We start from the raw sequence: 24,660 nt of genomic DNA, 5'->3' as shown, positions 1-24,660 counted from the left end.
ATCGAGTAAAAAGCCCATCATAGATGGGCTTTTTCGTATCTGTCACAGATTATATTTGACCTCATTCGGCTTCATCGGGATTGAAGATGACGCAACAGTTGCGCCCCTTCTGCTTGGCCTGATAGAGGGCGCTGTCGGCCTGCGCTAACCACTGAGCGCTATTGCTCAGATGTTCGTCTATGCCGCAGATGCCGATACTGACTGTGACCTTGAGGATGGCACTCTCGAACCTCAGCTCAGAGGCCTCGATCTTCTCCCGCAGACGGTCGGCAAAATGCAGTGCGGCCTCGGCATTGGTGTTCGACAGCACCACGGAGAACTCCTCACCGCCGTAGCGACCGGCGCAATCTGTGTCCCGCAGGGACTGACGCAGGATATGGGAGACATGCTGAATCACCCTGTCGCCGGCGATATGGCCATAGGTGTCGTTGATCCGTTTGAAATGGTCTATGTCGAACATCACCAGTGTGGTGGGCTCGCCGTAGCGGGCATGGCGGTCGAACTCCTTCTGCATGCACAGCTGCCAGTGACGGCGGTTATGCAGCTGGGTCAGGCCATCTGTCTGGCTCAGGTGCTCTAGGCGCTCGTTGGCGGCCTTGAGCTGTAGCTTGTTGATCGCCACATCGGTGACGTCATAGATGATCATGCTGATATGGGTGATCTGGCCCGTGAGGGAGGAGAGGGGCAGCAGGGTCACATTCTGGTACATGAAGTCGGCGCGGCCCGTGATGGGGCGATAGTTGCCAAACTTAAACACATAGGGGCGTTGCTCCCAGCTGATGAAGGCGCGGTTCTTGAGCAGAAACACAGACTCCATCTTCTGCTTCAGCCAGTTGGCCGGCAGGTAGTCGAATTGATCGAACAGATTCTTGCCCTTGATGGAGTTGGGTGAGATGCCGCTATGGTTCTCCATGAAGCCGTTCCACAGCTGGATGTTGTAGTCGCGATCCAACACGACCAGGCCCACCTCTATGGTCTGCACCATATCGATTAGCCAGTGGAGTTCATTCATCGCGCTTTGGTCATATGCCATATCTTGGTCCAACTTAATCCAGCAGGTAGCCCAGCTTATAGTTAAGCGTCGGCAAAGAGTCTTCGGTAAACAGCAGCAGGAGATCGCATTGAATATCATGGCCTTCGATGCGGTAGTTGATCTCCATCGCCAGGGTGCGGGACCATTTCTCCGAGTTGTCGTGAATCAGGTCATTCACAGTGCAGTGACGCCCCAACACCACGGGATGGCTCTGGCTGAATTTCATGTGCAGCTGCTCCGAGATACCACTGAGGAAGGCGCCGATAAGCACGTTGCCCGTGTCTATCATCACCTCTATCTCTGTGTTGGCATCCTCGGGATTAGCCAGTCCCATCAGCTTGGCCATATCCTGAAAGGAGGAGTCGTGAAACAGCAAAAGCGCCTCGCCGGCCACGCCCGCGCCGATAAAGCCCTGGCACAGGGCCGATACCGTGCTGTAGCGCTCGGTGGCCTTGAGGGTCATGGTGAGTTCGCTGACTTCCAGCACGTTGACGTTAGGGATGGGCAGCAGTACGAAGACATCCAGCAGCTTGGCCAGCAGATCGGCGGCGCGGCCCATGGCCACGTTGGCGACCTCCTGACAGGCGTCGCGCAGATCCACCTCTATCATGGGGTTGTCGTTTTCTTGCTCCCCCAGAGCTATGGTGAGTATGCCGTATTCCTGGAGTATGTTGCTGATGGCATCGGCACTCACCGGCTTCTGAATAAAGTCCAGGGCGCCCAGGGCCTTCACCTTCTCGTGGGCCTTGATCTGAATGTCGCCGGAGACCACGATCACCAGGGCGGGTAGATCTTCCTTCTGAATCGTCTCCAGTACCTCGTAACCATCCATGACTGGCATGTTGAGATCGAGAAAGACCACTTCGCCCTTGCCAGCCCTGATCGCCTCGATACCTTCGGCACCATTATTGGCAAAGGTGATCTCGACATCCCACTCCTTGGGCAGGGTCCTGGCCATCTGCTTGCGAGCGAGTGCGGAGTCATCGCATATGAGTACGGGAATCGACATCTAGTTATAACATCCTAATCTGCCTTCATTATTAGAAGATAACACCAAATCACTTGCTTGGTGGCTAAAAGCTTCGTCTTGAGGCAGTTTTCATCGGTTTTGTCTGTGGTAACGACAGGCTTTAAGTGGACTTACAGTTGGTCTCTTTGCCGGGGCATCTACCCGAATCCCAGACATCCAGGTCGGGTCGTCTGGTGTGTCGGCGCAGGTAAATGACAAGCTTTGTCCAAAGGTTATTATCTATCAGCTTGATTAACAACCGTAAACGCTCTGTTGGCAATATTTTGACGCCAGTCAAAAAACGGACTTATGTTATATCTTTTAGGGATATTTGCCAAATGTGTTACATTCCTTCTGGACTGACCAGTAGCAGAGATTAACTGCAGCGATTGAGGAGTAAAGGAATGCAACATCCCCACGTCACCCTGACCATAGCCGAAGGCATCGCCTGGGTGGAACTGTCACGGCCGGAAAAGTACAACGCCCTCAACTATGCGCTGTTCGACTCTATCGTGAAGGTGCAGAAGGTTATCGCCAGGCGCAGAGACGTGCGGGCGGTGATCCTCAGTGGCAGTGGCGGTAACTTCTGCTCCGGTCTGGATGTGGCCAGCGTGATGAAGTCGCCCATGCAGGCGTTTAAGTTGCTGTTTAAATGGCTGCCGGGCAATGCCAACCTGGCGCAGCGAGTCTCCATCGGTTGGCGCCGCCTGCCCGTGCCTGTGATCTGCGTGCTCGAGGGGATCTGCTATGGCGGTGGCACTCAGATAGCCTTGGGGGCCGATATGCGTATCGCCGCGCCAGACTGCCGCCTCTCTATCATGGAGGCCAAGTGGGGCCTGGTACCCGACATGGCGGGCCTGGTCGGCCTGCGAGAGCTGGTGGGTAAGGATGTGGCCATGCAGCTCACCATGACCGCCGAGGTGATCGACGCCGAGCAGGCCAAGGCCTATGGCCTGGTGACCCAGGTGAGTGAGGCGCCGCGCGAGGCCGCCGAGGCGCTGGCCTTGAGGCTGGCGAACACCTCCCCCGATGCTAACGCTGCGATCAAGTTCAGCATCAACAAGAGTTGGCGTGCCGGTGAGCGTAGCCTGCTGGCGCGGGAATCCCTGAGCCAGGTACGTCTGCTGCTAGGTAAGAATCGGGTGATAGCCGCCCTGCGTCAGACCAAAGATCCCGAGCGGCGCTACCGGCTGCGTCAGCCATGGTGGCGCTAACCAGAACCCTTATCGGTAAGGTCGGCGACATTGAGATGTCGCCGCTAACCGAATGAGACATAAACACATTTTCAATGTGATCCGCTTCACACTCCGCCTCCCCTGGCGCGACTAAGCCCCTGAGGCTCGCTAGTATCCTGCTGCCAAATTTTTGATTAAGGAAAGCATGATAATGCGACAAGGGTTCGAACGATTTCTCTGGAGTAGCCGCCTCTCTGTGATGATAGGGGTGTTTGCCTGTGTGCTGGCGGCCTTTGTGGTGTTTATCATGGGGGTGAAGGACGTGGTCCACATGGTCGCCCTGCTGTGGGACTATGTGCTGACCGGCAGCTACGAGGTGCGCAACGATCTTGTGATGGTGGTGGTCGAGATCTTAGATACCTTCCTGCTGGGCTCTGTGCTGCTCATCTTCGCCTTCGGCCTGTATGAGCTGTTTATCAGTAACCTGCAGGCGGCGGAAGACAGTGTCGCCGGCGGCAAGATTTTGGTGATCAGCAGCATAGACTCGCTCAAGAGTAAGCTGGGTAAAGTGATCCTTATGATGTTGATCATTAAAGTGTTCTCTTACTTTACCGAGATGAAGCCCACTTCAATGCTAGAGCTGCTCTACATGGGCGTCATCGTCGTGCTGATCGCCCTGGCGCTGATGCTGAGTAAAGACAAGAAGTAAAAGACAAGAAGTAAGGGACTAGATATCCAAGCTTTATGGATAGGCCCGCAGGATGCGCTGGGCGAAGCCCTGCACCAGGGTCAGCACATCCTGCCAGGCGCTGGGCTGATCCAGGTTTAACGCCAGTTGCTGCTGCTCATAACGCAGCGGTTCCCCCATGGGGGAGAGTGCCTTGCGGGCCTTTTGGGTCGCCAGGGAGGCGGGCAGTCCGTCCGGCGATTGAATATCCAGCACCGGCAGCTCCAGCTTGGCCAGCTTGCCCGGCAGATCGCGATTCTCCTCATCCTGTTCAAGATAAGGGTTGATCACCACCAGTAGATCTGGGCTCGGCAGCGCCGAAGTTGTCAGCATCTCGATAACCAGGCCGGCGCTCTGGCCGGTAACTATCAGTATGCGTTTACCCGGATAACTCTTGCCGAGAGAGTCGAGCTGCCCCAGGGTCTGACTCATCACCGTCTTCTGTTGTTCCCTTAGTGCCGCCCAATCTTTCTGGCTGTATTTGGGCAGGCTCTGATTACTCTTCTGGCTAAGCTGCTGCTCACCCGGCTTAGGGATCTCTCCTGCGTCGGTAATATGGTTAGGCTGCGCCGCGCCCTGAGGCGCACCTATGCTGAGGGTCGCCCAGCCCTTGGGTGTCAGCTCGCGCCTGAGAAACGCCAGCAGTCCCTCTGGGTCGGCATCCTCGCCTAAATCTCCTAACAAGACTGCCGCACCATATTGATTTCGCCCCTGCCAGGGACGCACCAATACAGCTTGTTCAGCATCGCCCAGGGTGATCTTTGCCACCTCGGCAGGTGGCAGGTAATCATAATCCGGTGTGGTACTGCGTTGGGCCGAGGCCATAGCCGGGAGGAGGGCCAGGCTCATCAGAGCGAGCAGGGAAAGGCTAAGCAGTGTGGAGCGTAGAGTCATCGGCATCTAAGTCATGGGCGTTTACTTTGGCTATGGCGTCAGTATAAGCCTAAGTGCTTGCCATTGGCGACAAAATGCAGAAGAAGCTGGCACCGACCAGGGTCGGTGCCAGTGGGGCAGATTAGGCGTGGCTGGACTTAGGCGTGGCTGACCAGCACCAGACGCACGGCGTCCAGTTGCAGCTGACAGGCATCTAAGTAGTTGCCCAGCTCGACCATCTGATTTCTCAGGTGCTCCAGCTCCTCGTCACGAATGTTGGGATTGACCGCCTTGAGGGCCTCCAGTCGTTCCAGCTCTGCGGTGAGCTGCTGGGTCATCTTGTTGCTGGCCTCTTCGGTCAGCTGCTTCATAGCTGCCTGGGCAAACTCTTCACCCTTGGCAAACAGCGGATGCAGCAGGGTCTGCGAGGCGTTCACCAGCTTGCTGGCGATATGACGGTTGACCGCGCTCAGCTGCTTGTCGAAGCTCTCGTAGCTGACATTCTGCGACAGGTTGTTGCCACTCTTGTCCAGCAACACGCGTACCGGGGTCGGTGGCATGTAGCGGTAGAGCTGGCTCGAGCGCGGCGCCGAGGCATCGGCCATATAGATCAGCTCCAAGAAGATGGTGCCCGCAGGAAGTGCCTTGTTCTTGAGCACGGCGACGCTGGTGGTGCCTGTCTCAGAAGAGGTGATCAGATCCAGCCCCGTCTGCACCAGCGGGTGCTCCTGGGTGATCAGGGCGATATCGTCGCGTGACAGCGCCATCTCGCGGTCGAAGGTGACGGTAATGCCATCTTCCGGCAGACCCGGGTAGGTCGGGAACATCATGTGCTCGCTCGGGTGCAACACTATGGCATTCTCGCCGCTGTCTTCCTGCTCGACGCCTATGATGTCCCACAGGCGGATCACAGAGCCTATCAGCTGGGTATCCTGGTCGCGGGCCGCTAGGCTCTCCACTAACTTCTGCGCCTTGTCGCCACCATGAGAGTTGATCTCCAGCAGCTTGTCGCGGCCCTGTTCCATCGCCTTCTTCAGCGCCTTGTAACGGCTCTGGGTGTGGTTAAGCAACTGGGTAAATTGGTCATCGTCACGGTAGACCAGCTGGGTCAGCAGCTCCTCGGAAAACTCGTTAAACAGAATATGGCCGGTAGGGCAGGTCTGCTCGAAGGCATTCAGTCCCTTGTGGTACCAGTTCATCAGGTTTTCCTGGGCCGTATTGGCCAGGTAAGGCAGATGGATCTCGACATCGTTGGCCTGACCGATACGGTCCAGACGGCCGATGCGCTGCTCCAGCAGATCCGGATTCAGCGGCAGGTCGAACAGCACCAGGTGGCTGGCAAACTGGAAGTTACGACCTTCCGAGCCTATCTCACTACAGATCAGCGCCTGGGCGCCGCCGCTTTCCTGGGCGAAGTAGGCGCCGGCTTTGTCGCGCTCTATGATAGACATGCCTTCGTGGAAAACGGTGGCCTGAATCCCTTCACGGGTACGCAGGGCCTCTTCCAGGCTCAGGGCGGTCTCCGCCTGGCTGGCGATGATCAGCACCTTCTTACTGCGATGATTCTTGAGGAAATCGATCAGCCAGTCGACCCTAGGGTCGAACTTCCACCAACTGGCGCTATCGCTCTCGAAGGCCTGATACAGCTTCTCTGGGCTCAGGGCCTGTTTCACCTTGGCGGTCAGATCTGTCTGGCCACCCATCATGTCAGACACCCTGGCGGCGGTCTCATACTGAGCCGGCATGGTCTGCGGGTGGGCATGGAAGATACGGGTCGGGAAGCCCTTCACCGAGGCGCGGCTGTTGCGATAAAGCACACGGCCGGTGCCGTGTCTGTCTAACAGCTCCTGTAGCAGCTCGCTGCGGGCCTGGTCGCGTAGTTCATTATCGACGCTCTCATCTTCAATCAGTCGCAGCGCCGGGGTGATATCTTTCTCGTTGAGCAGCTCGGTCAGGCTGGCAACGGCCTCGTCGGGCAGACGCTTACCGCTGGCCAGGGCATCGGCGGCGCTCGCCACCTCTTTATAGCTCTCCTCCTCTTTGAGGAAGGCCTGATAGTCGTAGAAACGGTCCGGGTCCAGCAGACGCAGACGGGCGAAGTGGCTCTGGTGGCCCAGCTGATCCGGTGTGGCGGTCAGTAGCAGCACGCCGGGCACCACTTCACTCAGGGCCTCGACCACGCGGTAGGCGCGGCTCGGCGCCTCTTCGGTCCACTCCAGGTGGTGGGCCTCATCGACCACCATGAGATCCCAGTCGGCATCCAGCGCCTGGTCTAGGCGTTTCTTCTTACGCAGCAGCTCGAGTGAACAGATTACCAGCTGCTCTGTGTAGAAGGGGTTGTCGTGGTCGGCGTAGGCCTCGACGCATCTGTCTTCGTCGAACACCGAGAAGCGCAGGTTGAAGCGGCGCAGCATCTCCACCAACCACTGATGACGTAGGGTGTCTGGCACTATGATCAGGATACGTTCGGCGCGGCCGGTCAGCAGCTGCTGATGGATGATCAGGCCTGCTTCGATGGTCTTACCCAGGCCCACCTCGTCCGCCAACAAGACGCGCGGCGCGAAGCGTTGGCCCACTTCATGGGCGATCCACTGCTGATGGGGGATCAGGCCGACGCGGGGACCCTGTAGGCCCAGCAGATCTGAGGTGGCCAGCTTATGACGCAGCAGCTGGCTCTGATAGCGCACGCCAAATCTGTCCAGACGATCGATCTGGCCGGCAAACAGCCTGTCTTGGGGCTTGTTGAAACGAATATTGTGGTTAAGCAGCGTCTCTCTGAGGCTGACCTCTTCGCCGGTCTCGGTGTGGATACCGTGGTAGATCACCAGCTGGTTCTTCTCTTCGATCTCGCTGACCTTAAGACTCCATCCTTCGTGACTCTCAATGATATCGCCGGGGTTATAGATCACTCGGGTTAGCGGGGCATCGTCGCGGGCAAACATGCGGTTTTCGTCAGTGGCGGGGAACATCAGGGTGACCATACGGCCTTCGAGTCCAATGACAGTACCTAAACCGAGTTCCGATTCGGTATCACTAATCCAACGTTGACCTAAGGAAAAGGGCATTTACAAATTCTCATCTACAGGGTGAATCACGAAAGGGCGCGTATGTTATCCAATCGAGACTATGATGTCGAACATATCTGACCCGTAATTGTCTCGTTAAAAATACTAATTAGATTACAAATTATCCAATCGGATCCGCCGCCGCCCGCCTTGTCATCTTAATGTCATTTTAGGCCACCAGTCTCGAATTGGGTCGGGCGATTTTCTGGACAAGTTTCCGTTGAAGCCGTGAGATTTTGGTGTCAGTATGGATTTAATCCCTAAGTGCTTTGTTGCGCGTCACTATACTGACAGAGAAGGAGGCTAATTACCCGCTCAGCTCGCTTGACTACAAATATAACACCCTACGCACAAGTGGAGGCGCCATGGAACAAGACGACAAGAAGTTGTTTGTACTGGATACCAATGTGTTACTGCATGAACCCTTAGCCATCTATTCGTTTAAGGAGCATGATGTCGTAGTCCCCATGACTGTCCTTGAAGAGTTGGATCAGATCAAAGACAGGAAACGAGATGTTAGCCGAGATGCCCGAGTCGCCATTCGCGCATTGGAAGACATACTCGGCGGGCAGACCACCCCAGAAGAGATTGTCAGCGGGGTGCCCTTGCCCAAACGTGAAGGACACGGTGACGCAGTAGGTTCCCTCTCTATCTTCCCCGACCATCAACTCGAATTTACCCAGGCATCCCTGCCCGGCGACAACAACGACAACCGCATCATCAACACAGCACTGCATCTGCAGAATCAGTTTGCCCCACGCCATGTGGTGCTGGTGACCAAAGATATCAACATGCGCCTCAAGGCCAAGGGCGCCGGTATCAATCTGGTCGAAGATTATCGCACCGACCAGCTGATCGACGACATTCGCTTCCTTACCAAAGGCTTCCATCAGTTTGAGGGCGATTTCTGGGCGCGCAAGGAACATGTCAATACCGAGACCCAGGGGCGCCATACGGTGCACCGGGTGCCAGTTAAGGAGGTGGGTGAAGAGAACTTCTATACCAACCAATACCTTATCGACGAAGACTCCAACTTCTGCGGCCGGGTACTGAGCAACAACGACGAAGAGCTGGAGATATTGGATCTCGGCCGTGACCGTCTGCTCAACCTGGATGCCTGGGGCATCAAACCCAAGAACGTCTATCAGGGGATGGCGATGCAGGCGCTGCTGGATCCCGATATCGATCTGGTGATCCTCACCGGTCCCGCAGGCTGTGGTAAGACGCTACTGGCCATGGCGGCGGCCCTGGAGATGGTGGTGGAGCGTGGCCTCTACGACAAGGTGATAGTGACCCGTAACACGCCGGAGATCGCCGAGTCTATCGGCTTCCTGCCCGGCACAGAGGAGGAGAAGATGGCGCCCTGGCTGGCGGCCATTACCGATACCCTGGAGGTGCTGCACAAGCACGACGTTAACCCCAGTGGCAGCATGAACTACATCATGGACAAGGCCAACATTCAGTTTAAGTCGATCAACTTCATGCGTGGACGTTCGATTCAGAACTCTGTGGTGCTGCTGGATGAGTGTCAAAACCTGACCGCCTCGCAGATCAAGACGATGATCACCCGTATGGGCGAGGGGACTAAGCTGATCTGTAGTGGTAACCTGGCGCAGATCGATTCTAACTATCTGACGGCGGTGACCTCGGGACTCACCTATATCGTCGAGCGCTTTAAAAACTTCGACGGCAGTGCCAACGTCTACCTCAACGGCGTGGTGCGCTCTCGCCTGGCAGAGTTTGCCGAGGAAAACCTCTAACCGCTTAGGCGGCCACCGATGGCAAAAGGCTCCCTGGCGGAGTCTTTTGTCTAAAGTAAGGGCGATCTCGTGGGTCTGCGCCAATGCGCCGGCCCTGTGCCAGCCTGACGACTGAGATCATTCTGGCAAAAGCGACTCCCCTTTGTATTCCATTGGGCTGGCTTCCTGATACTATATGCAGAATATGATGCGCCGCCCCGGGTTAGCCCAAGGGCAGATGCTTGTTTTCAAAGGTAATCAATGAAGTCGACAGAGCCGGACTTACAGCTTAAGTCTCCGATTCAAAAAAACTACAATCGCGCGGTTTTCTATACCTATATCGGCGTGATCATCATGGCGTTGCTGACGGCCTGGATCTTCTTCGAGCGCCAAAAGACCCAGATGATGGATCAGCGCGAAGAGCTGGTCGAGCGTCACGTGTTGCAGATCGACCTCCTGTTGGAATCCAGTATCCGCGCGGTGAAGAGCCTGCGCAACGTGGCGGTGGATCACCTGCGTCTGGGTGAGCTGGTGCGTACCGACCGTCTGCCCCAGTATGAGAAGTTCAACGAGAGCGGCCAGTTCTTCACCCTTGAGCCCAGCTATGCCCAGAGCGGCAAGCCCTTCACCAACATGGGGCGGATCACGGGCGCGGGCTCGCTCAATGGCCGCAGCGACAAGTTTTATCAGGAGCTGGAGATGCTGTTCGAGCTCTCCCTCTCCTTCCCGGTCGCCAGACAGGCGGCGCCCAAGGCCTCCTCTATCTACTACATCTCCAAACATCGGATGATGTCTTACTACCCCTGGCCCTCGGATGAGCAGCGTTTTCGTGACGAGCTGCTGAAGAAGCAGCAGTTCCAGCTGGTCACCCCGGCGATGAACCCACAGCGCAGCGTGGCCTGGAGCCCCGCTTATGTGGAGCCCAACGGCAAGGGGCTGTTGACCACGGTCGGCGTGCCCATCTATCTCGAAGATGAGTTTATCGGCTCCATCAACCTGGACATGACCCTCTCCTCACTGGATAAGCAGATCCGCCTCTATTTCAAGATGCCGGGCACGGTTATCCTGCTGGATCAGCAGAACAACATTCTCTCCCACAGCGATATCGACGCCGCCGACATCAACCGCGTCTTCCATATCAGCCAGAAGATCCCCTCGGCGCTGCACTCAGTGCCCGAGTCTGAGCTGTTCGATGCCCACGAGGGGATCATGCGCAACGGCTACTATATCCACTCGGTGGCGCTGCAGAACGCCCCCTGGCGCCTGCTCTACCTGCAGGATGAGAACGAGCTGTTTAAGGACTCCTGGGAGAAGCTGGAGCTGACCTTCCTGCTGGTGGTGATCGCCCTGTCTGTGCTGGTGACCATAGTGCACTGGCAGACCCGCCGCTCCTTCGTTAACCCGGCGTCGCGCCTGCTGTCGCACCTGGAGGGCTGCTCTCAGGAGCCACGCAAGCCACCGGCCAAGATCACCCAGGGCTGGGAGCCCTGGTTCCAGCTGGTGAGTCGCATCTTCGAAGAGAACCAGCAATATACCCGTCACCTGGCGGAGCAGAACCGTCGCCTGGATAACCTGGTGGCGCGGCGTACCGAGCGTCTCAAGGAGACCACTGAGCGGCGTGAGCGGGAATACGCCCTGTTGCGATCCCTGCTGGATTCCATCCCCGAGGCGATCATCTTCAAGGATAAAGAGGGTAAATACCTGGGCTGTAACAAGTCAGCCGAGCGCATGCTGGGATATACCGAGAGCGAGATGATAGGCCAGGACTCCCAGACCATGACCAGTAACGAGCAGTCGATGCGGATCCGCGCCGAGGATGAGAGGGTGTTGTCCGAGCGTACGCCGCTGCGCTATCAGGAGAAGGTGGAGCTGGCGGGCAAGCCGGTGCTGCTCGATACCCTCAAGCTGCCTTTCTATAACCGCCGTGGCGAGCTGCTGGGTCTGATTGCCGTGTGGCGTGACGTGACCAGAGAGTATGAATCTGCCGAGCAGCTCAGGCTGTCGGAGGAGCGTTATCACCTGGCGATGGACGCGGTAGAAGATGGCCTGTGGGACTGGTATCTGGATTCGGAGCAGATCATCTGTAACCCGGCCTACTACTCTATGCTCGGCTATAAGAGCAACGAATTCCCGGCCCTGGTCTCTACCATAGACGAGTTGGTGCATCCGGACGATCGCATCCGGGTACAGGAGTACCGCGAGCAATACCTGGCGGATCCTATCGGCGCCTACGACGTGGAATTCCGTATGCGCGGCAAGAGTGGCATGTACCACTGGGTGCTCAGCCGTGGCCGTGTGGTGGAGTTCACCTCGGATAACCAGCCTAAGCGTATGGTGGGTACCCACAAGGATATTACCCGCCATAAGAGCAACGAGGTGGCGCTGCTGGAAGCCAAGCAGGACGCCGAATCGGCCAACCTCTATAAGAGTGAGTTCCTGGCCAACATGAGTCACGAGATCCGCACGCCGATGAACGCCATTATCGGTATGTTGCAGCTGGCCAGTCGCACTCAGTTGACGCCGCAGCAGGCGGATTACCTGGACAAGGCGGGCTTTTCGGCCCAGTCACTGCTGCGCATCATCAACGATATCCTCGACTTCTCTAAGATCGAGGCCGGTAAGCTGGAGCTGGAACGGGTCGCCTTCCCGCTGGATAAGGTGCTGGACCACGCCCTGGATCTCAACGCCCTCAAGGCGCAGGAGAAGGGGGTCGAGCTGCTGCTGTATGCACCTGTCACCGCCGGGCTTATCCTCGAAGGGGATCCTCTGCGTTTGGGTCAGGTGTTGATCAACATGCTCAGCAACGCGGTGAAATTTACCCAGAGCGGCGAGATCGAGCTGGGTTGTGAAGATGTGGGCGAGCGGGATCACCGTATCACCCTCAAGTTCTGGGTGCGCGACACCGGCATAGGGATCAGCAAGGAGCAGCAGGAGAGCCTGTTCGACGCCTTCGCCCAGGCCGACGGCTCGACCACCCGCAAGTATGGCGGCACGGGTCTTGGCCTCTCCATCAGTAAACATCTGGTTTCCATGATGGGCGGCACCATGCAGGTGCAGAGTGAGCTGGGGGTCGGCAGTACCTTCAGCTTCACCATCAGCTTCGAGATCGCCGAAGAGGCCGAGGTGAAACCGCTTATCGTGCCCGAGGTGATCGGTAACCTGAAGACGCTGGTGGTGGACGACAACCCGACGGCGCTGCAGATCTATTCTACCGCCATGCGCGATTTCCACTTCGATGTGGACACAGCATCCAACGGCGCCGAGGCGCTATACAAGCTGGAACACAGGCCGGTGGATCTCCTGCTGCTGGACTGGATGATGCCAGAGATGGATGGGGTCGAAGTGATCAAGGCGCTGGATGCCATGGTGGCCGACGGCCGCCTGGAGAAACGCCCGGTGATCATCATGATGACAGCCTATGCCTCGGAGCCGCTTAAGGAAGATCTGGACGATCTCGACATCTACGCCATGTTGCAGAAGCCGTTCAAGGCCTCGGCCCTGTTCGACGAGATCATCGCCGCCTTCATCGACAAGCCTAAGATCAATCCGGCGGCAGCGCTGCCGGTGGAAGGCAACGCCACGGGCACAGGGCAGATCCTGCTGGTGGAAGACAACTTTATCAACCAGCAGGTGGCGACCGAGCTGCTCAAGAGCGCGGGTTACGAGGTGGACGTGGCCGAGAATGGTCAGGTGGCCCTGGATATGGTGGACGCCAAGCAGTACGACGCCGTGCTGATGGATATTCAGATGCCAGTGATGGACGGTCTGACGGCCACCAAGGAGCTGCGTAAGCGCTACACCAAGGAGGAACTGCCGGTGATCGCCATGACGGCCCACGCCATGTCAGGGGATCGCGAGAAGAGTCTGGCGGCGGGCATGAACGCACACATCACTAAGCCTATCGTGCTCAACGAGCTGTTTGACACCCTGGCCCAGTGGATAGTGCGTCACTGAATTTGAAAGTGCGCTAGTTCTATACATATGTGAGAGAACAGAAGGGGCCCAGGCCCCTTTTTTGTGCCTGTCGCTACGCTGGCTAACAAGGTGGAGAGGCTTATGATACGGCGTGAATTATTTGCACTTGAGCCTGAATTGAGACCTGTTAAGCTAAGTGACTGATATTCACGAGACGCATAATATTTGAACAACTCAGTCTCCCATTATAAGTCTCAGCAAGGAGATAACATGAGACCCTCTACACTCGCGCTGGCCCTTGCCCTCATTCTGGTCCCGACTGGCCCCCTGCTCGCCGCCGAAAATAGCGCTAAGGTGATCAAGAGCAGCCAGGCCGCCAAAGGCTTTATCAACCTCTTCTATCAGCAAGGTTCGGGCGATCTCTACCTGGAGGCGACCCGCCTCAATCAGCCTTTCTTGTTGGTCACCAGCCTGCCCCATGGCGTGGGCTCTAACGATATCGGCCTGGATCGCGGCCAGCTGGGGATGACCCGCCTGGTGCAGTTTGAGCGCCACGGCCCCTATCTCATCCTGAAACAGCTCAACACCCGCTACCGGGCGACCACAGACAACGGCGCCGAGCAGCGGGCAGTCAAAGAGGCCTTCGCCGAATCTGTGCTCTGGCGCGGCAAGGTGCTTGAGGGCAAGCAGGCGCTGGTGTCGATCAAGGAGCTTGTGCTGCGTGATCTGCACGGCATAGCCGACACCCTGGAGCAGACCAAGCAGGGGCATTATCAGCTGGATAAGGAGACCTCGCTCATCCTGCCTCAGGGGGTGAAATCCTTCGAGCGTAACAGCGATGTAGATGTACTGCTCACCTTCAAGGGCGCCAAGGCCGGGCCTCAGGTGGCCGAGGTCACCCCAGACGGCAAACAGATGTCGCTGCGGATGCGCTACTCCTTCGTCGAGCTGCCGGACGACAACTATCAGCCCAGGGCCTATCACCCCAACAGCGGCTACCTGTCCGATGAGTATCTGGATTACGGCGCGCCGATCGATAAAGACATAGTGCAGCGTCATCTGCTGCGTCACCGCCTGCAGAAGGTCGTCCCGGGCGATGCGCCCAGCGAGGTGGTGAAACCTATCATCTACTACCTGGATCCCGGTGTGCCCGAGCCCATTCGTAGTGCCCTGTTAGAGGGCGCTCGCTGGTGGGAGAGCGCCTTCAACGAGGCCGGCTTCATCAACGGCTTCAAGGTGGAACTGTTGCCGGAAGATGCCGACCCTCAGGATATTCGTTACAACGTGATCCAGTGGGTACACAGGGCGACCCGCGGCTGGTCTTACGGCAGTGCCATCGCCGATCCCCGCACAGGTGAGATCATCAAGGGCCATGTGACCCTGGGCAGTCAGCGGGTCAGGCAAGATCACCTCATCGCTCGCGGCCTCACCGCAGGTTGGCAAGACAGAGAGGCGGCCGCCCAGGCGGTGACGGAGCTCTCCCTGGCGCGTATTCGCCAGCTGTCGGCCCATGAGGTGGGCCACACCCTAGGCCTAGATCATAACTTCGCGGCGTCGAGTAACGATAACGCCTCTGTGATGGATTATCCGCACCCCAAGGCGACCCTAAAGGGCGACAAGATAGATATTTCTGCCCCTTATGATGAGGGCGTCGGTGCCTGGGACAAGTTTACCGTAGCCTATGGCTATGGTCAGTTTAGCCAGGAGGATCAACAGGCTAAGCTGACTGAGCTGATGCAGGCGGTGGAGCGTCAGGGGCTGAGATATATCGGCGAGGCAGATTCGCGCCGTGCCGGTGCCAGCCATGCCTACGCCAGTCTTTGGGACAATGGCCAGGATCCTGTGGCCGAGCTGAGCCGCCTGGCCAAGGTACGCGAGGCGGCCATCGACGGCTTTAGCGATTCCGCCTTGCTGCAAGGCCAGCCCTATGGCGAGCTGCGCGATGCCTTCGTGCCCATCTATCTGCTGACTCGCTATCAGATAGAAGCTGCGGCCAAGTTTATCGGCGGCACCGACTATACCTATTCCACCCAGGAGGGCGGGCGCAGCTGGCATTATATGGCGCCTGAGCTGCAAAAGAATGCGCTGGACGCACTGCTGCAGGGCCTGAGCGTGGATGCCCTGGCGCTGCCGACTAAGGTGACCGATGCCCTGGTGCCTAAGTCGGGTAACTATGGCGCCACCCGCGAGAGCTTCGACAGCGCCACCGGTGTGGTGATCGACCCTATCGGCATGGCCGAGGTGCTGAGTCGTCACACCTGCGGGCAGCTGCTGCAGCCGATGCGACTCAATCGCGTAAATCAGGGCTACTTTGCCGACAAGGAGCAGCTCTCCGTCGTCACTCTGGTAAACAAGCTGCTGGCCAAGACAGTGTTTGCCGACGCCCCTAACGGTCAGGCTCAGGGGGTATGGATGCGGGTCAATGCCGTGGTGCTCGACGCCCTGCTGGCCAGCTACCACGACGCGGCGAGTTCGCCCGAGGTGAAGGCGCAGCTGGCGGGCCGTCTGGCCTTCGCCCAGAAGCAGCTCAGCCGACTGGTGAAGCGCAGCAGCGATTATGAGGCGGCCCACTATCAGTGGCTGCTCGATGGCGTAGAGAAGGGGCTGAAAGATAGCAAGCACAAGCTGATCCACAAGCCGCTGGCTATGCCACCGGGCTCGCCGATTTAAGCTCGTCAGAAGCGCTTATGAGCAAAAATGATATTTAGCTAAAAGCCCCGCATCGCGGGGCTTTTTTATGGTCTAAATTTGCCCGAGCCGGCGGGCTAGAGGCGCTGCACCGAATCGAGGAAGTTGCGGGCGGTCTGCTCTTCACGGCTGGACTGATAGCTGGCCATCAACAACAGCAGGTGGTCGTCGATGATATAGATGTGTTGCAGCATGCGGGTATCGTCCTTGGGCAGACGCATCTCTACCTCGTAGCCACGCATGCCATTGGTGTTGATATAGCCCTTGCTGAGGATCAACTCCTCGAGAATGGCGGCGACTTCAGGCCCCGCCATGGCGGTGTATTTATCCATCTCATACGGAAGAAACTCCAGATCTTCTGGCTCGAAGCGTTCCATCGACGACTTGAAGGTCATCACGAACATGGTGAGCTTGTCATCGGCTTTTTTCTGGGTATTGAGGGACTCGAACTCCACCTGGGTGTTTTGCTTGTGCAGCACCTTAGGATCCGGCAACAGCTTGAGGCTCACGGGCACAGAGGTGAGGCGATAGGTTTCCAGGGGGTAGGGGGCAAACCAGTGTTGGTAGCCAAAGTAGAGCGCAGCCACCAGGGCCGCCAGTTTGATCAGGTGCGACATGTTTGTTTCCTTGTCTGCTTAGCCTGGGGCTAAGGGTTATCCGTAACGCGTCATTGGGTCGTGCTAGCCATATCTGCCCGACTTGCCTTATTTGCTGTGCATTGCGCACTTGCCATGCAAATAGACTTGGGGGCCGCTGCAACCAAGTGAGTTTACCCAGCAAATCACCCAAATAGCAAATTTGCTGCTGGGTGGCTTGCCATGCAAAAAGTGTAACAATTTGCAAGCCTTACTGTGATCTTGTTCAAAAAATGTGTGGTTTAGGTTAGTATCTTTGTTAGCTAATTGTGGTCAATAAGATTGGAGTACATGATGAAGTTGTTAGCCAGCACGACCTTAGCTTTAGCCTCTCTACTACTTACTACCCAGGCGTTTGCCGAGAGACCAGATTTCTCGAAGACCGCTGCGGCAAGAGCCGATTATCTCTTTGCCAACAACCCAAGTGCGCAGCTGGATCCGGTGTCGCGCTCGAGCAGTCGTCATGATTTTTCCAAGACGACCGCCGCCAACAGTGAGTATCGCTTCGCCGACAATCCTCCCGCCGATGAGACTGAGCTTGAGCCGAGAACGACTCAGCACGATTTCTCGCGCACGGAAGCGGCCAGGAAACAGAGCTAAAGCATTTTTGATCTTGTGAAGGAGCCGCTTAGGCTCCTTTTTTTATGGCTGTTTTCGTGGCGTTAGCCAGCCCTTTGAGCCATTGCCTGAGCTCGCCGTTTGAGCTAGCACTTTGAGCTGGCAGGCTGAGTCAGTGATTCGCCTCGGCGTGCGTTTCGCCCTGCAGCGCCTCTTGGCGCATCAACTTTCGACCCTGGCGATAGGCGTCTATGATGCCGATGAGCCAGCCGAGGATGAAGGCCCAGGTGGCGGCCTCGACCCAGAAGGCCTCGCCACCCTGTGGGGCCTGGCTGATGGCGGCGTAGATGGCGCCATAGTCCAGTGGCAGCTCCCCCGATAGAATCTGGTCCGATACCGTCACGGCGCGGTTGACCGCCTGATATAGCAGGTAGGCGAGGCCGCTCAGGCTGATGCAGGAGATCAGTGTCCCGGCGTTATAGCGCTTGAGGTAGAAGTGGCCCGAACCCGGGCAGACGAAGGCCGAAAGCAGGGTGGCTATGATGGCTTTATTCATAATGTTCGCTTCTGAGTTGTTTGGTTTCAGCTTCTACTACATTAGCGGCTGAGCTATTCCAGGTCGATGCGCCTGATGGCGGCCCTGAGGTGTTCGGCCTTGGCCCGCATTGTCTCTGGTGCCCTGTCGCCATGGGCGGCGAGCTGACTCTCAATGCCGCTCAGCTCCTGCACCAGCCAGCCACGGATCATCACATAGTAGCGTGAATCCGTGCCGTAGCGGGCGATCATTTCTAAGTGCTCGGGTGATGGGCTGGCGATCGCCTGCTGCAGCGCCTGCACCATGGCCCCCAACTCTTGCTGCTCTGCCTGGAGACTAGATTGTGCCTGAGCCTGAGTCAGGGACTGAGCCTGAGCCTGATCTTGGGCCTGGCCGTGATGATTGGCGCAGCCGGTCAGCAGTCCGGTGATGAGCAGGCTGGCTGCAATTAGGGTGAGCAAAAACAGACGAGCCATGGGCGTGTCCAACTAAGTGGCCTATAAGTGAGTCCGATAATAACAGCTCTTTTGGGCCTGATTATACCAATCGTAGTAAATAGCTGTTCATTCTAGCTTGTTAAAATACGCGATAACGGCGTTAGTATTTTTGATTGTAGTATAACTACTTATCTAAAAATCCTGCCTTGTTCTCACGCGTTTTCCCTGCGCTATTTCTGATCATCTACTTACTTTGATTGGTATTAGCTTTCTGGTTTAATTTTTATGCAAGCTACACCCGCGCTGTTTATTTGCAAATCAAAAAAACCACCGCCTCGGGGCGGTGGTCAGCAGGTGGAATCTTAGTTCTGTTTCGCGCCTTCATCTATCCAACGCTTGATGAGGGCGATCTGCTCGCTGCTGAGGGGCTTTCCTTCGCCTTGCGCAAATTTATCACTGTGGTGGGGCGGCATCTGGATCTTGCTGTCGACCTTATGATCGATCGCCAGATACAGGGTGCTGGAGGCGGAGCTGCCGGGGACTACGACGGGGCCAAGCTGGGTACCGCGCATCACGCCCTGATAGCTATCCAGTGCCAGATGGGTTTTTGCCATGCCTTCGCCTGCACCCGAATGACAGCTGATGCAGGAGGCGTTGAGTATGGGCTGTACTTCGGATGAGAAGCTCACCGGCCGCTCACAGCCCAGTAGCGCCGTGGTGGCCAATGCTGCCACCAGTAACAGGCGCCTGTCGATGGAGTGATGAGCATACATAGTATCCTCCCAATAACCTTGTTTTAAGTACGGTTTAAGTATAGTCCTGAGAGGGAGAATCCTCCTGCGCGATGAGTGAGACAAGGCGCCTGTGGTGAGCGGGTGTAAATCCAGCTTGCCGCTAATCCGAGATGAACCAAAGAAAAAGCCCGACTCTCTCGAGCCGGGCACGCCGGGAAGCGAAATGGAAAGGGGTTATTGCGCCTTAGGCACCTTGATGCCGAAGATCAGGGTGTAGGCCACCGGCAGCACCACCAGGGTGAGCACAGAGGCGAAGCCCAGGCCGAAGATGATGGTGATCGCCATGGAACCGAAGAAGGCATCCGGCAGCAGGGGGATCATCCCCAGCATGGTGGTGATCGCCGCCATCAACACCGGACGTACGCGACTCACCGAGGAGTCGAATACCGCGCGGTAGGCTTCCTTACCCTGGCTCTGTTCCAGGTTGATCTGATCCACCAGGACGATACCGTTCTTGATGATCATCCCGGTCAGACTCAGCAGACCCAGCAGCGCCATGAAGCTGAAAGGGGCGTTGAACAGCAGCAGGCCAGAGACCACGCCGATCAGCGCCAGCGGCACGGTAAACCAGATCACCAGGGGCTGTCTGACTGAGTTAAACAGCAGCACTGTGATCAGGAACATCGCCAGGTAGCCAAGTGGGATCGAGCTAAATACCGACTGCTGCGCCTCGCTGGAGGTCTCATATTCGCCGCCCCATTCCAGCTCATAGCCGGCAGGCAGGCTGATGGCCTCGACCTTGTCACGTAACTTTCTAAACACAGAATCTGCAGTCTCGTTGCTGCCGTTCACCGGGTCGGCGAGCACAGAGATCACCCGCTTACGGTCGCGGCGCATGATCAGCGGATCTTCCCACTCAGTGGTGAAGTCGCTGACCACCTGAGAGATGGGCACGAACACATTGTTTTCTGTGCTCCACACCTGCAGCGCCGAGATGCTGTCGGCATTGAGACGTTCATCGGCCGGCGCCCGGGCGATAATCGGCAGCAGATGGCTGTTCTCACGATATAGGCCGACATGCTTGCCACTGAAGTTGGTCAGCAGGGCATTATCCAGGTCTTGCTTGCTGATGCCGGTTTCCCTGGCCTGAGCCAGTGCCAGCTGTGGACGCACCAGGGTCACCTGGTTACGCCAGTTGTGGCGCACGCTGGTGGCGCTAGGCTCGGCGAGGAAGATCTCGCTCGCCTGCTGGGCCAGCTGTCTCAGCACATTTGGGTCTTCGCCGTAGAAGCGTGCCTCGATCTTGGCCGCCGGGCTGGGGCCATTCTCCATATACTTGAAGCGATATTCAGCCTCTGGATAATGCTGTACCAGGTCCTGCTCCAGCTTACGCATATAGGCGTTGAGGGTCTCCAGGTTGCTCATCTCGATCAGCAGCTGACCATAGGCGGCGTAGCCCTTCTCCGGCACATAGGGCAGCACGAAGCGCTGGGCGCCCTGACCGACCACACTGGTGATGTTCACCAGGCCGAGATCCTGTTTCTCCTGCTCCGCCATCAGATCCTGCTCGATACGACCCAGCAGCGCCTCGGTGGCCTTGATGTCGCTGCCTTCCGGCATCCACACATCCACGAAGAAGATAGGGGTGTTAGAGGCCGGGAAGAAGACGTTCTTTACCTGACCGAAGCCCATCACCGAGCCCACCAGGGCCAGCAGCACGACCAGCAGGGTCAGGCCGCGAAAACGCATCGCCAGGCCTAGGCTGCCGCGATAGAGCTGGAACAACCAACCCTTGTAGGGGTCGCTATCCGCCTCATCGGGGATCTCGCCATCCTTAAACAGCAGATCGCAGAAGAAGGGGGTCAGCGTCATGGCGGTGATCCAGCTGATAAACAGGGAGATCAGCAGCACCAGGAACAGAGAGATACAAAACTCACCCGTGGCGTTGTCCGACAGACCGATAGGCGCGAAGGCGATGATGGCAATAACCGTCGCCCCCAGCAGTGGCCACTGGGTCTGGGTGATCACCTGCTTGGCGGTCTCCAGACGCGACTGGCCGCGCTTGAGGCCTATGATGATCCCTTCGGTCACCACGATAGCGTTATCCACCAACATCCCCAGGGCGATGATCAATGCCCCCAGCGAGATGATCTGCAGCTCGATATTGAGCACCTTCATCATGATGAAGGTACCGAGAATGGTGAGTAGCAGTACCAGCCCCATCAGCAGGCCAGATCTCAGCCCCATGAAGATCAGCAGCACGCCGATGACGATGGCGATCGATTCCGCCAAGTTCACCAAAAAGCCGTTGATGGTCTGATCCACCATCTTGCTCTGGTCATAGACTGTGGTGAGCGTCATGCCCACCGGCAGCTCGTCGCTGAGCGCCATCATCTTCTGGTTGACGGCTTCGCCCACCTTGACCACGTTGACGCCGCTGGAGAAGGCGATGCCCACAGACAGCGCCATGTCGCCGCCGCTGTGATACAGGTTGCTCGGGGTCTCGTCCATCGCCTTGTAGATGTTGGCGATATCCCCCAGGTAGATCAGCTTGGCGCTACCGGGCGCACTTACCACCAGGCGTGAAAGCGCCTCGACGCTGTCGAACTCGCCCGTGGGGTGGATGCGGATGCGGTTGTCGCCCACGCGAATGCTCCCCGCGTTAGAGACCACGTTCTGGCTGTTGATCAGGCCATAGATATAGTCCTGATTAAGGCCTAAGGCGTTGATCTTCTGAGTGGAGATCTCCACCACCACCTGTTGGTCGACGATACCCGCGATGTTGACGCGCTTGATCCCATCGACCAGCACCAGCTCGCGGCGCAGAAAGTCGGCGTAGTTCTCCAGCTCGCGTTCGCTGTAGCCATCGCCGCTGAGGTTGAGCAAAATGCCATAGACGTCGCCGAAGTCGTCGATCACCTTAGGCGTCATGGCGCCGCTGGGCAGCTCTCCCAGGGTATCGCTCACCTTACGGCGCACTTCGTCCCAGATCTGCGGCAGCTTCTCGGCGTCGTATTTGTCCTCCATCTCAATCTGGATCTGCGACAGGCCGGCGCTGTTGATTGAGGTGATATGTTTCACCCCATCTAGCTGTTGCAGCGCATCTTCCAGAGGCAGGGTGACCTCTTCCTCCACCTGCTCCGGTGAGGCACCAGGGTAGGCAGTGACGACCAGCGCCTCTTTAATGGTAAATTCGGGAAATTCCAGCTGCCCCAGGCTCATGAACGACAGGCTGCCACCTATGAGGAGCAGCAGGGCAAACATCCAACTGACCACCTTGTGGGTGATCGAATACTCGGCAAAATTCATTTGTTAAACACCTCGTTGCCAGCGCAGAGGCTTGACCTGCTGATTCTCGTGCAGCTGGGCCACACCGGCAACCACCACGCGGTCACCTACCGCCAGGCCCTGGGTGATCTCTATCCCCTGACTGGTCACCTTACCCAGGCTCACCTTGCGGGCGCTTACCTGGCCCGTGCCCAGATCATAGGTCCAGACTATCTGCTCACCGTCTTGATCCCGCTTGAGCACGGCGCTCGGCGGCACTATGGCGCTCTTCTTGTCGGCATCGGGACCGGCAATATCCAAGATCAGCTGGGCACTCATGCCCGGCAGCACGCTAAATTCGGTTGGGGTCGGCAGAGTAAACACCACCTCATAGCTCTGGGTGCCCGGAGTCACCTGAGTGGCAAACTCTTTCAGGCGCGCGGCATATTTCTGCTCCGGGTGATTGCTAAAGGTCACCATGGGCAGCGAAGGCGAATGTGGGTTAAAGGAGGTCACACGGCTGGCCAGCGACTCGGGCACCTGGATCACCACGTCGATGAAGCGATCTTTCTGCAGCACCAGAACCGGTTGATTGGCCTGTACTATCTGGAAATTCTCGATCTTGGTCTTGGCGACCGTGCCGCTGAAGGGCGCCTTGATCACCGTATAACTCAGCTGATCCTGGGCGCTGGCCAGGTTGGCGGCGCTGGATTTCAGCTGGGCCTTGGCCAGGTCATATTCCGCCTGAGAGATCAGTGCCTGACGCAGCAGCTCGCCCTTACGATTAAAGTCGGCCTGGGCCAGTTCATGATCCGCCTCGCGGTTGAGCAGCTGGTTGCGTGCGTCTCTGTCGTCGAGGCGCGCCAGTACCTCGCCCTTGGTGACACGCTGGCCATCCACCAGAGAGAACTCGACCAGCTGACCGGATAATCTGAATGACAGTTCCGCCTGCTTGGTGGCGGCGACCTTGGCGGGGAAGCTTCTCAGGGTGCCGCTGCCCAACTCGGTGATCTCCAGCAGCTTAACGGGACGAACACTCTCGGGAGCGATCTCGGCAGATTCTGTGCTGCAACCGGCAAGTACTAGAGTTAATACGAGTAGTGAAAGTGACGTTGTAAGGGGTTTCATGTCGTAAACTCCATCATTTGTGACAAGGTGTATCTCATGGCGGCTAAGATAGCAGCGCGATACATCTATTAAAATGGAATTATATGGAATCATGAGTTCCAAAAATTGAAACTGTATTAACTTGATTTACCCCAGTGACTGTGTGCAAAGTAATAACAGAATCAGGTCTGCCGCCTGTTATTGAAGTGAGACTGTGATGAAAACCGAAGATATTGCCCTGTTCCACCGCATCGTCGAGACAGGCAGCCTGGTCGAGGCTGCCGATATTCTCAATGTGCCTAAATCGACCCTGAGTCGACGCCTGCAGACGCTGGAAGATGAGCTCAATGTTAAGCTGTTTCATCGCCAGAGTCGCGCGATGACCCTCACCGCCTCGGGCAGTCATTTCTACAATAAAACCACGCCCTTGCTGGCGAGTCTGGAGCAAACCTTCTCTGAGCTATCGGGGCAGGAAGCGGCGGTCACCGGCCATTTACGTATCTTGATCTTTCCCATTCCGGAAATATTGCATATCACCCACGCGATATTTGAGTTCATGGATCTCAACCCTGAGCTGACGGTGGAACTCATCGTCAGTTCCGAGCCTAAAGATATGATCCGCAACAATATCGACTTGGCCTTTATGCTCGAAGATGCCTTTAACGAAAATGAGATGGTGGCGCGGCACGTCATCAGCGAGACAGTGCACTTCTTTGCCAGTCCGGAATATCTGGCGCGGGCGGGTACGCCTACTATGCCTGAAGAGTTGGACGGGCATAACTCCATTTTGTTTCGTTACCCCAACGGCAGGATCTTCAACGAGGTGCCCTTCGGAAAAGACAGAATTATCTCGGTAAAAGGCAACCTGTGTGTCAATAGCCTGGGCACCTGCTTAGAGGCCGCCTTGATGGGGCGTGGCATCGCCTTGATGCCACTGCCGATAGCGCAGGAATATGTGGATAATGGCAAGCTGGTGATGCTATTTGAAGATATCGATCCCTATGAGGGTAAGTGCTTCCTTGTCTATCCGTCGCGGCGTTTTATTAGCCTCGCCAGTCAACGCTTTATCGACCATGTGTTGAGGGCAATAGATGAGTGTCTTCAAAATGGTGCCTGCGATCGTGAAGCCAGGACCAAGGGGGCGATTAAGCCGTTAATTTAAC

The 24,660-nt window shown here is 57.1% G+C and carries 17 protein-coding genes; 7 read left to right on the top strand and 10 right to left on the bottom strand.

From position 1 onward, the window contains the following. Positions 1-61 precede the first annotated feature (61 nt). Positions 62-1,033, bottom strand: a complete 972-nt coding sequence (locus AYI87_RS04350; RefSeq protein WP_144199927.1) for a GGDEF domain-containing protein — start codon at positions 1,031-1,033, stop codon at positions 62-64. Between the two features lie 13 nt (positions 1,034-1,046). Continuing rightward, the gene (locus tag AYI87_RS04345) at positions 1,047-2,042 is read right to left on the bottom strand and encodes a response regulator (RefSeq protein ID WP_144199925.1); all 996 of its coding nucleotides are present in this window, start codon (positions 2,040-2,042) and stop codon (positions 1,047-1,049) included. 404 nt (positions 2,043-2,446) lie between these two features. On the opposite strand from AYI87_RS04345, the gene AYI87_RS04340 reads away from it, so the two are divergent. Both AYI87_RS04340 and AYI87_RS04335 read left to right on the top strand, forming a co-directional pair. Further along, a complete protein-coding gene (locus AYI87_RS04340) occupies positions 2,447-3,256 on the top strand; it encodes a crotonase/enoyl-CoA hydratase family protein (protein ID WP_144199923.1) in 810 nt (269 codons plus the stop codon). Between the two features lie 172 nt (positions 3,257-3,428). Further along, positions 3,429-3,926, top strand: a complete 498-nt coding sequence (locus tag AYI87_RS04335; RefSeq protein ID WP_144199921.1) for a YqhA family protein — start codon at positions 3,429-3,431, stop codon at positions 3,924-3,926. A gap of 33 nt (positions 3,927-3,959) precedes the next feature. Here AYI87_RS04335 and AYI87_RS04330 read toward each other — a convergent pair whose 3' ends face one another. After that, positions 3,960-4,844: a DUF3530 family protein gene (locus AYI87_RS04330; RefSeq protein ID WP_144199919.1), complete on the bottom strand. Its 885-nt coding sequence runs from the start codon at positions 4,842-4,844 to the stop codon at positions 3,960-3,962. A 131-nt stretch (positions 4,845-4,975) separates the two neighbouring features. Next, positions 4,976-7,882: an RNA polymerase-associated protein RapA gene (gene rapA / locus AYI87_RS04325; RefSeq protein ID WP_144199917.1), complete on the bottom strand. Its 2,907-nt coding sequence runs from the start codon at positions 7,880-7,882 to the stop codon at positions 4,976-4,978. 365 nt (positions 7,883-8,247) lie between these two features. Here rapA and AYI87_RS04320 point away from each other — a divergent pair, with 365 nt between their 5' ends. From AYI87_RS04320 to AYI87_RS04310, 3 genes are all read left to right on the top strand, one after another. Beyond that, positions 8,248-9,642, top strand: a complete 1,395-nt coding sequence (locus AYI87_RS04320; RefSeq protein WP_144199915.1) for a PhoH family protein — start codon at positions 8,248-8,250, stop codon at positions 9,640-9,642. A 240-nt stretch (positions 9,643-9,882) separates the two neighbouring features. After that, positions 9,883-13,575 carry a response regulator gene (locus tag AYI87_RS04315; protein WP_011864265.1) on the top strand — a complete coding sequence of 1,231 codons (3,693 nt, stop codon included), beginning with the start codon at positions 9,883-9,885 and terminating at the stop codon, positions 13,573-13,575. Positions 13,576-13,806: 231 nt separating this feature from the next. Continuing rightward, positions 13,807-16,206, top strand: coding sequence for a zinc-dependent metalloprotease (locus tag AYI87_RS04310; protein ID WP_144199913.1), 2,400 nt, complete (start codon positions 13,807-13,809; stop codon positions 16,204-16,206). Positions 16,207-16,301: 95 nt separating this feature from the next. Here the strand turns inward: AYI87_RS04310 and AYI87_RS04305 are convergent, their stop codons facing one another. Next, a complete protein-coding gene (locus tag AYI87_RS04305) occupies positions 16,302-16,841 on the bottom strand; it encodes a hypothetical protein (protein WP_144199911.1) in 540 nt (179 codons plus the stop codon). A 309-nt stretch (positions 16,842-17,150) separates the two neighbouring features. On the opposite strand from AYI87_RS04305, the gene AYI87_RS04300 reads away from it, so the two are divergent. Next, positions 17,151-17,459 (top strand): hypothetical protein, encoded by a 309-nt coding sequence (locus tag AYI87_RS04300; RefSeq protein WP_260865069.1) that lies wholly within the window; start codon positions 17,151-17,153, stop codon positions 17,457-17,459. 130 nt (positions 17,460-17,589) lie between these two features. On the opposite strand, the gene AYI87_RS04295 is transcribed toward AYI87_RS04300, so the two are convergent. The 5 genes from AYI87_RS04295 to AYI87_RS04275 all read right to left on the bottom strand — a co-directional run bounded on the left by AYI87_RS04295 (position 17,590) and on the right by AYI87_RS04275 (position 23,518). After that, a complete protein-coding gene (locus tag AYI87_RS04295) occupies positions 17,590-17,973 on the bottom strand; it encodes a DUF6677 family protein (protein WP_144199909.1) in 384 nt (127 codons plus the stop codon). Positions 17,974-18,026: 53 nt separating this feature from the next. Further along, entirely contained in the window at positions 18,027-18,428 is a 402-nt protein-coding gene (locus AYI87_RS04290; protein WP_144199907.1) for a hypothetical protein, read from the bottom strand. A gap of 323 nt (positions 18,429-18,751) precedes the next feature. After that, positions 18,752-19,162, bottom strand: coding sequence for a c-type cytochrome domain-containing protein (locus AYI87_RS04285; protein ID WP_144199905.1), 411 nt, complete (start codon positions 19,160-19,162; stop codon positions 18,752-18,754). Between the two features lie 195 nt (positions 19,163-19,357). Next, positions 19,358-22,432 carry an efflux RND transporter permease subunit gene (locus AYI87_RS04280; RefSeq protein ID WP_144199903.1) on the bottom strand — a complete coding sequence of 1,025 codons (3,075 nt, stop codon included), beginning with the start codon at positions 22,430-22,432 and terminating at the stop codon, positions 19,358-19,360. Positions 22,433-22,435: 3 nt separating this feature from the next. Next, entirely contained in the window at positions 22,436-23,518 is a 1,083-nt protein-coding gene (locus AYI87_RS04275) for an efflux RND transporter periplasmic adaptor subunit (protein ID WP_144199901.1), read from the bottom strand. A 196-nt stretch (positions 23,519-23,714) separates the two neighbouring features. On the opposite strand from AYI87_RS04275, the gene AYI87_RS04270 reads away from it, so the two are divergent. Beyond that, a complete protein-coding gene (locus tag AYI87_RS04270; protein ID WP_144199899.1) occupies positions 23,715-24,659 on the top strand; it encodes a LysR family transcriptional regulator in 945 nt (314 codons plus the stop codon). Position 24,660: the final 1 nt, after the last annotated feature.

Origin of the sequence: Shewanella sp. KCT (genome assembly GCF_007636505.1) — a bacterium.
GTDB classification, from domain to species: domain Bacteria; phylum Pseudomonadota; class Gammaproteobacteria; order Enterobacterales; family Shewanellaceae; genus Shewanella; species Shewanella halotolerans.
The sequence above is the reverse complement of the archived record's forward strand: the minus strand, read 5'-3'. Positions and strand labels throughout refer to the sequence as shown.

Coding starts and splice junctions, on each gene's coding strand:
- AYI87_RS04310 (WP_144199913.1), top strand. CDS start 13,807: ATGAGACCCTCTACACTCGCGCTGGCCCTTGCCCTCATTCTGGTCCCG.
- AYI87_RS04270 (WP_144199899.1), top strand. CDS start 23,715: ATGAAAACCGAAGATATTGCCCTGTTCCACCGCATCGTCGAGACAGGC.
- AYI87_RS04275 (WP_144199901.1), bottom strand. CDS start 23,518: ATGAAACCCCTTACAACGTCACTTTCACTACTCGTATTAACTCTAGTA.
- AYI87_RS04315 (WP_011864265.1), top strand. CDS start 9,883: ATGAAGTCGACAGAGCCGGACTTACAGCTTAAGTCTCCGATTCAAAAA.
- AYI87_RS04345 (WP_144199925.1), bottom strand. CDS start 2,042: ATGTCGATTCCCGTACTCATATGCGATGACTCCGCACTCGCTCGCAAG.
- AYI87_RS04295 (WP_144199909.1), bottom strand. CDS start 17,973: ATGAATAAAGCCATCATAGCCACCCTGCTTTCGGCCTTCGTCTGCCCG.
- AYI87_RS04300 (WP_260865069.1), top strand. CDS start 17,151: ATGATGAAGTTGTTAGCCAGCACGACCTTAGCTTTAGCCTCTCTACTA.
- AYI87_RS04350 (WP_144199927.1), bottom strand. CDS start 1,033: ATGGCATATGACCAAAGCGCGATGAATGAACTCCACTGGCTAATCGAT.
- AYI87_RS04285 (WP_144199905.1), bottom strand. CDS start 19,162: ATGTATGCTCATCACTCCATCGACAGGCGCCTGTTACTGGTGGCAGCA.
- AYI87_RS04280 (WP_144199903.1), bottom strand. CDS start 22,432: ATGAATTTTGCCGAGTATTCGATCACCCACAAGGTGGTCAGTTGGATG.
- AYI87_RS04340 (WP_144199923.1), top strand. CDS start 2,447: ATGCAACATCCCCACGTCACCCTGACCATAGCCGAAGGCATCGCCTGG.
- AYI87_RS04290 (WP_144199907.1), bottom strand. CDS start 18,428: ATGGCTCGTCTGTTTTTGCTCACCCTAATTGCAGCCAGCCTGCTCATC.
- AYI87_RS04335 (WP_144199921.1), top strand. CDS start 3,429: ATGCGACAAGGGTTCGAACGATTTCTCTGGAGTAGCCGCCTCTCTGTG.
- AYI87_RS04320 (WP_144199915.1), top strand. CDS start 8,248: ATGGAACAAGACGACAAGAAGTTGTTTGTACTGGATACCAATGTGTTA.
- rapA (WP_144199917.1), bottom strand. CDS start 7,882: ATGCCCTTTTCCTTAGGTCAACGTTGGATTAGTGATACCGAATCGGAA.
- AYI87_RS04330 (WP_144199919.1), bottom strand. CDS start 4,844: ATGCCGATGACTCTACGCTCCACACTGCTTAGCCTTTCCCTGCTCGCT.
- AYI87_RS04305 (WP_144199911.1), bottom strand. CDS start 16,841: ATGTCGCACCTGATCAAACTGGCGGCCCTGGTGGCTGCGCTCTACTTT.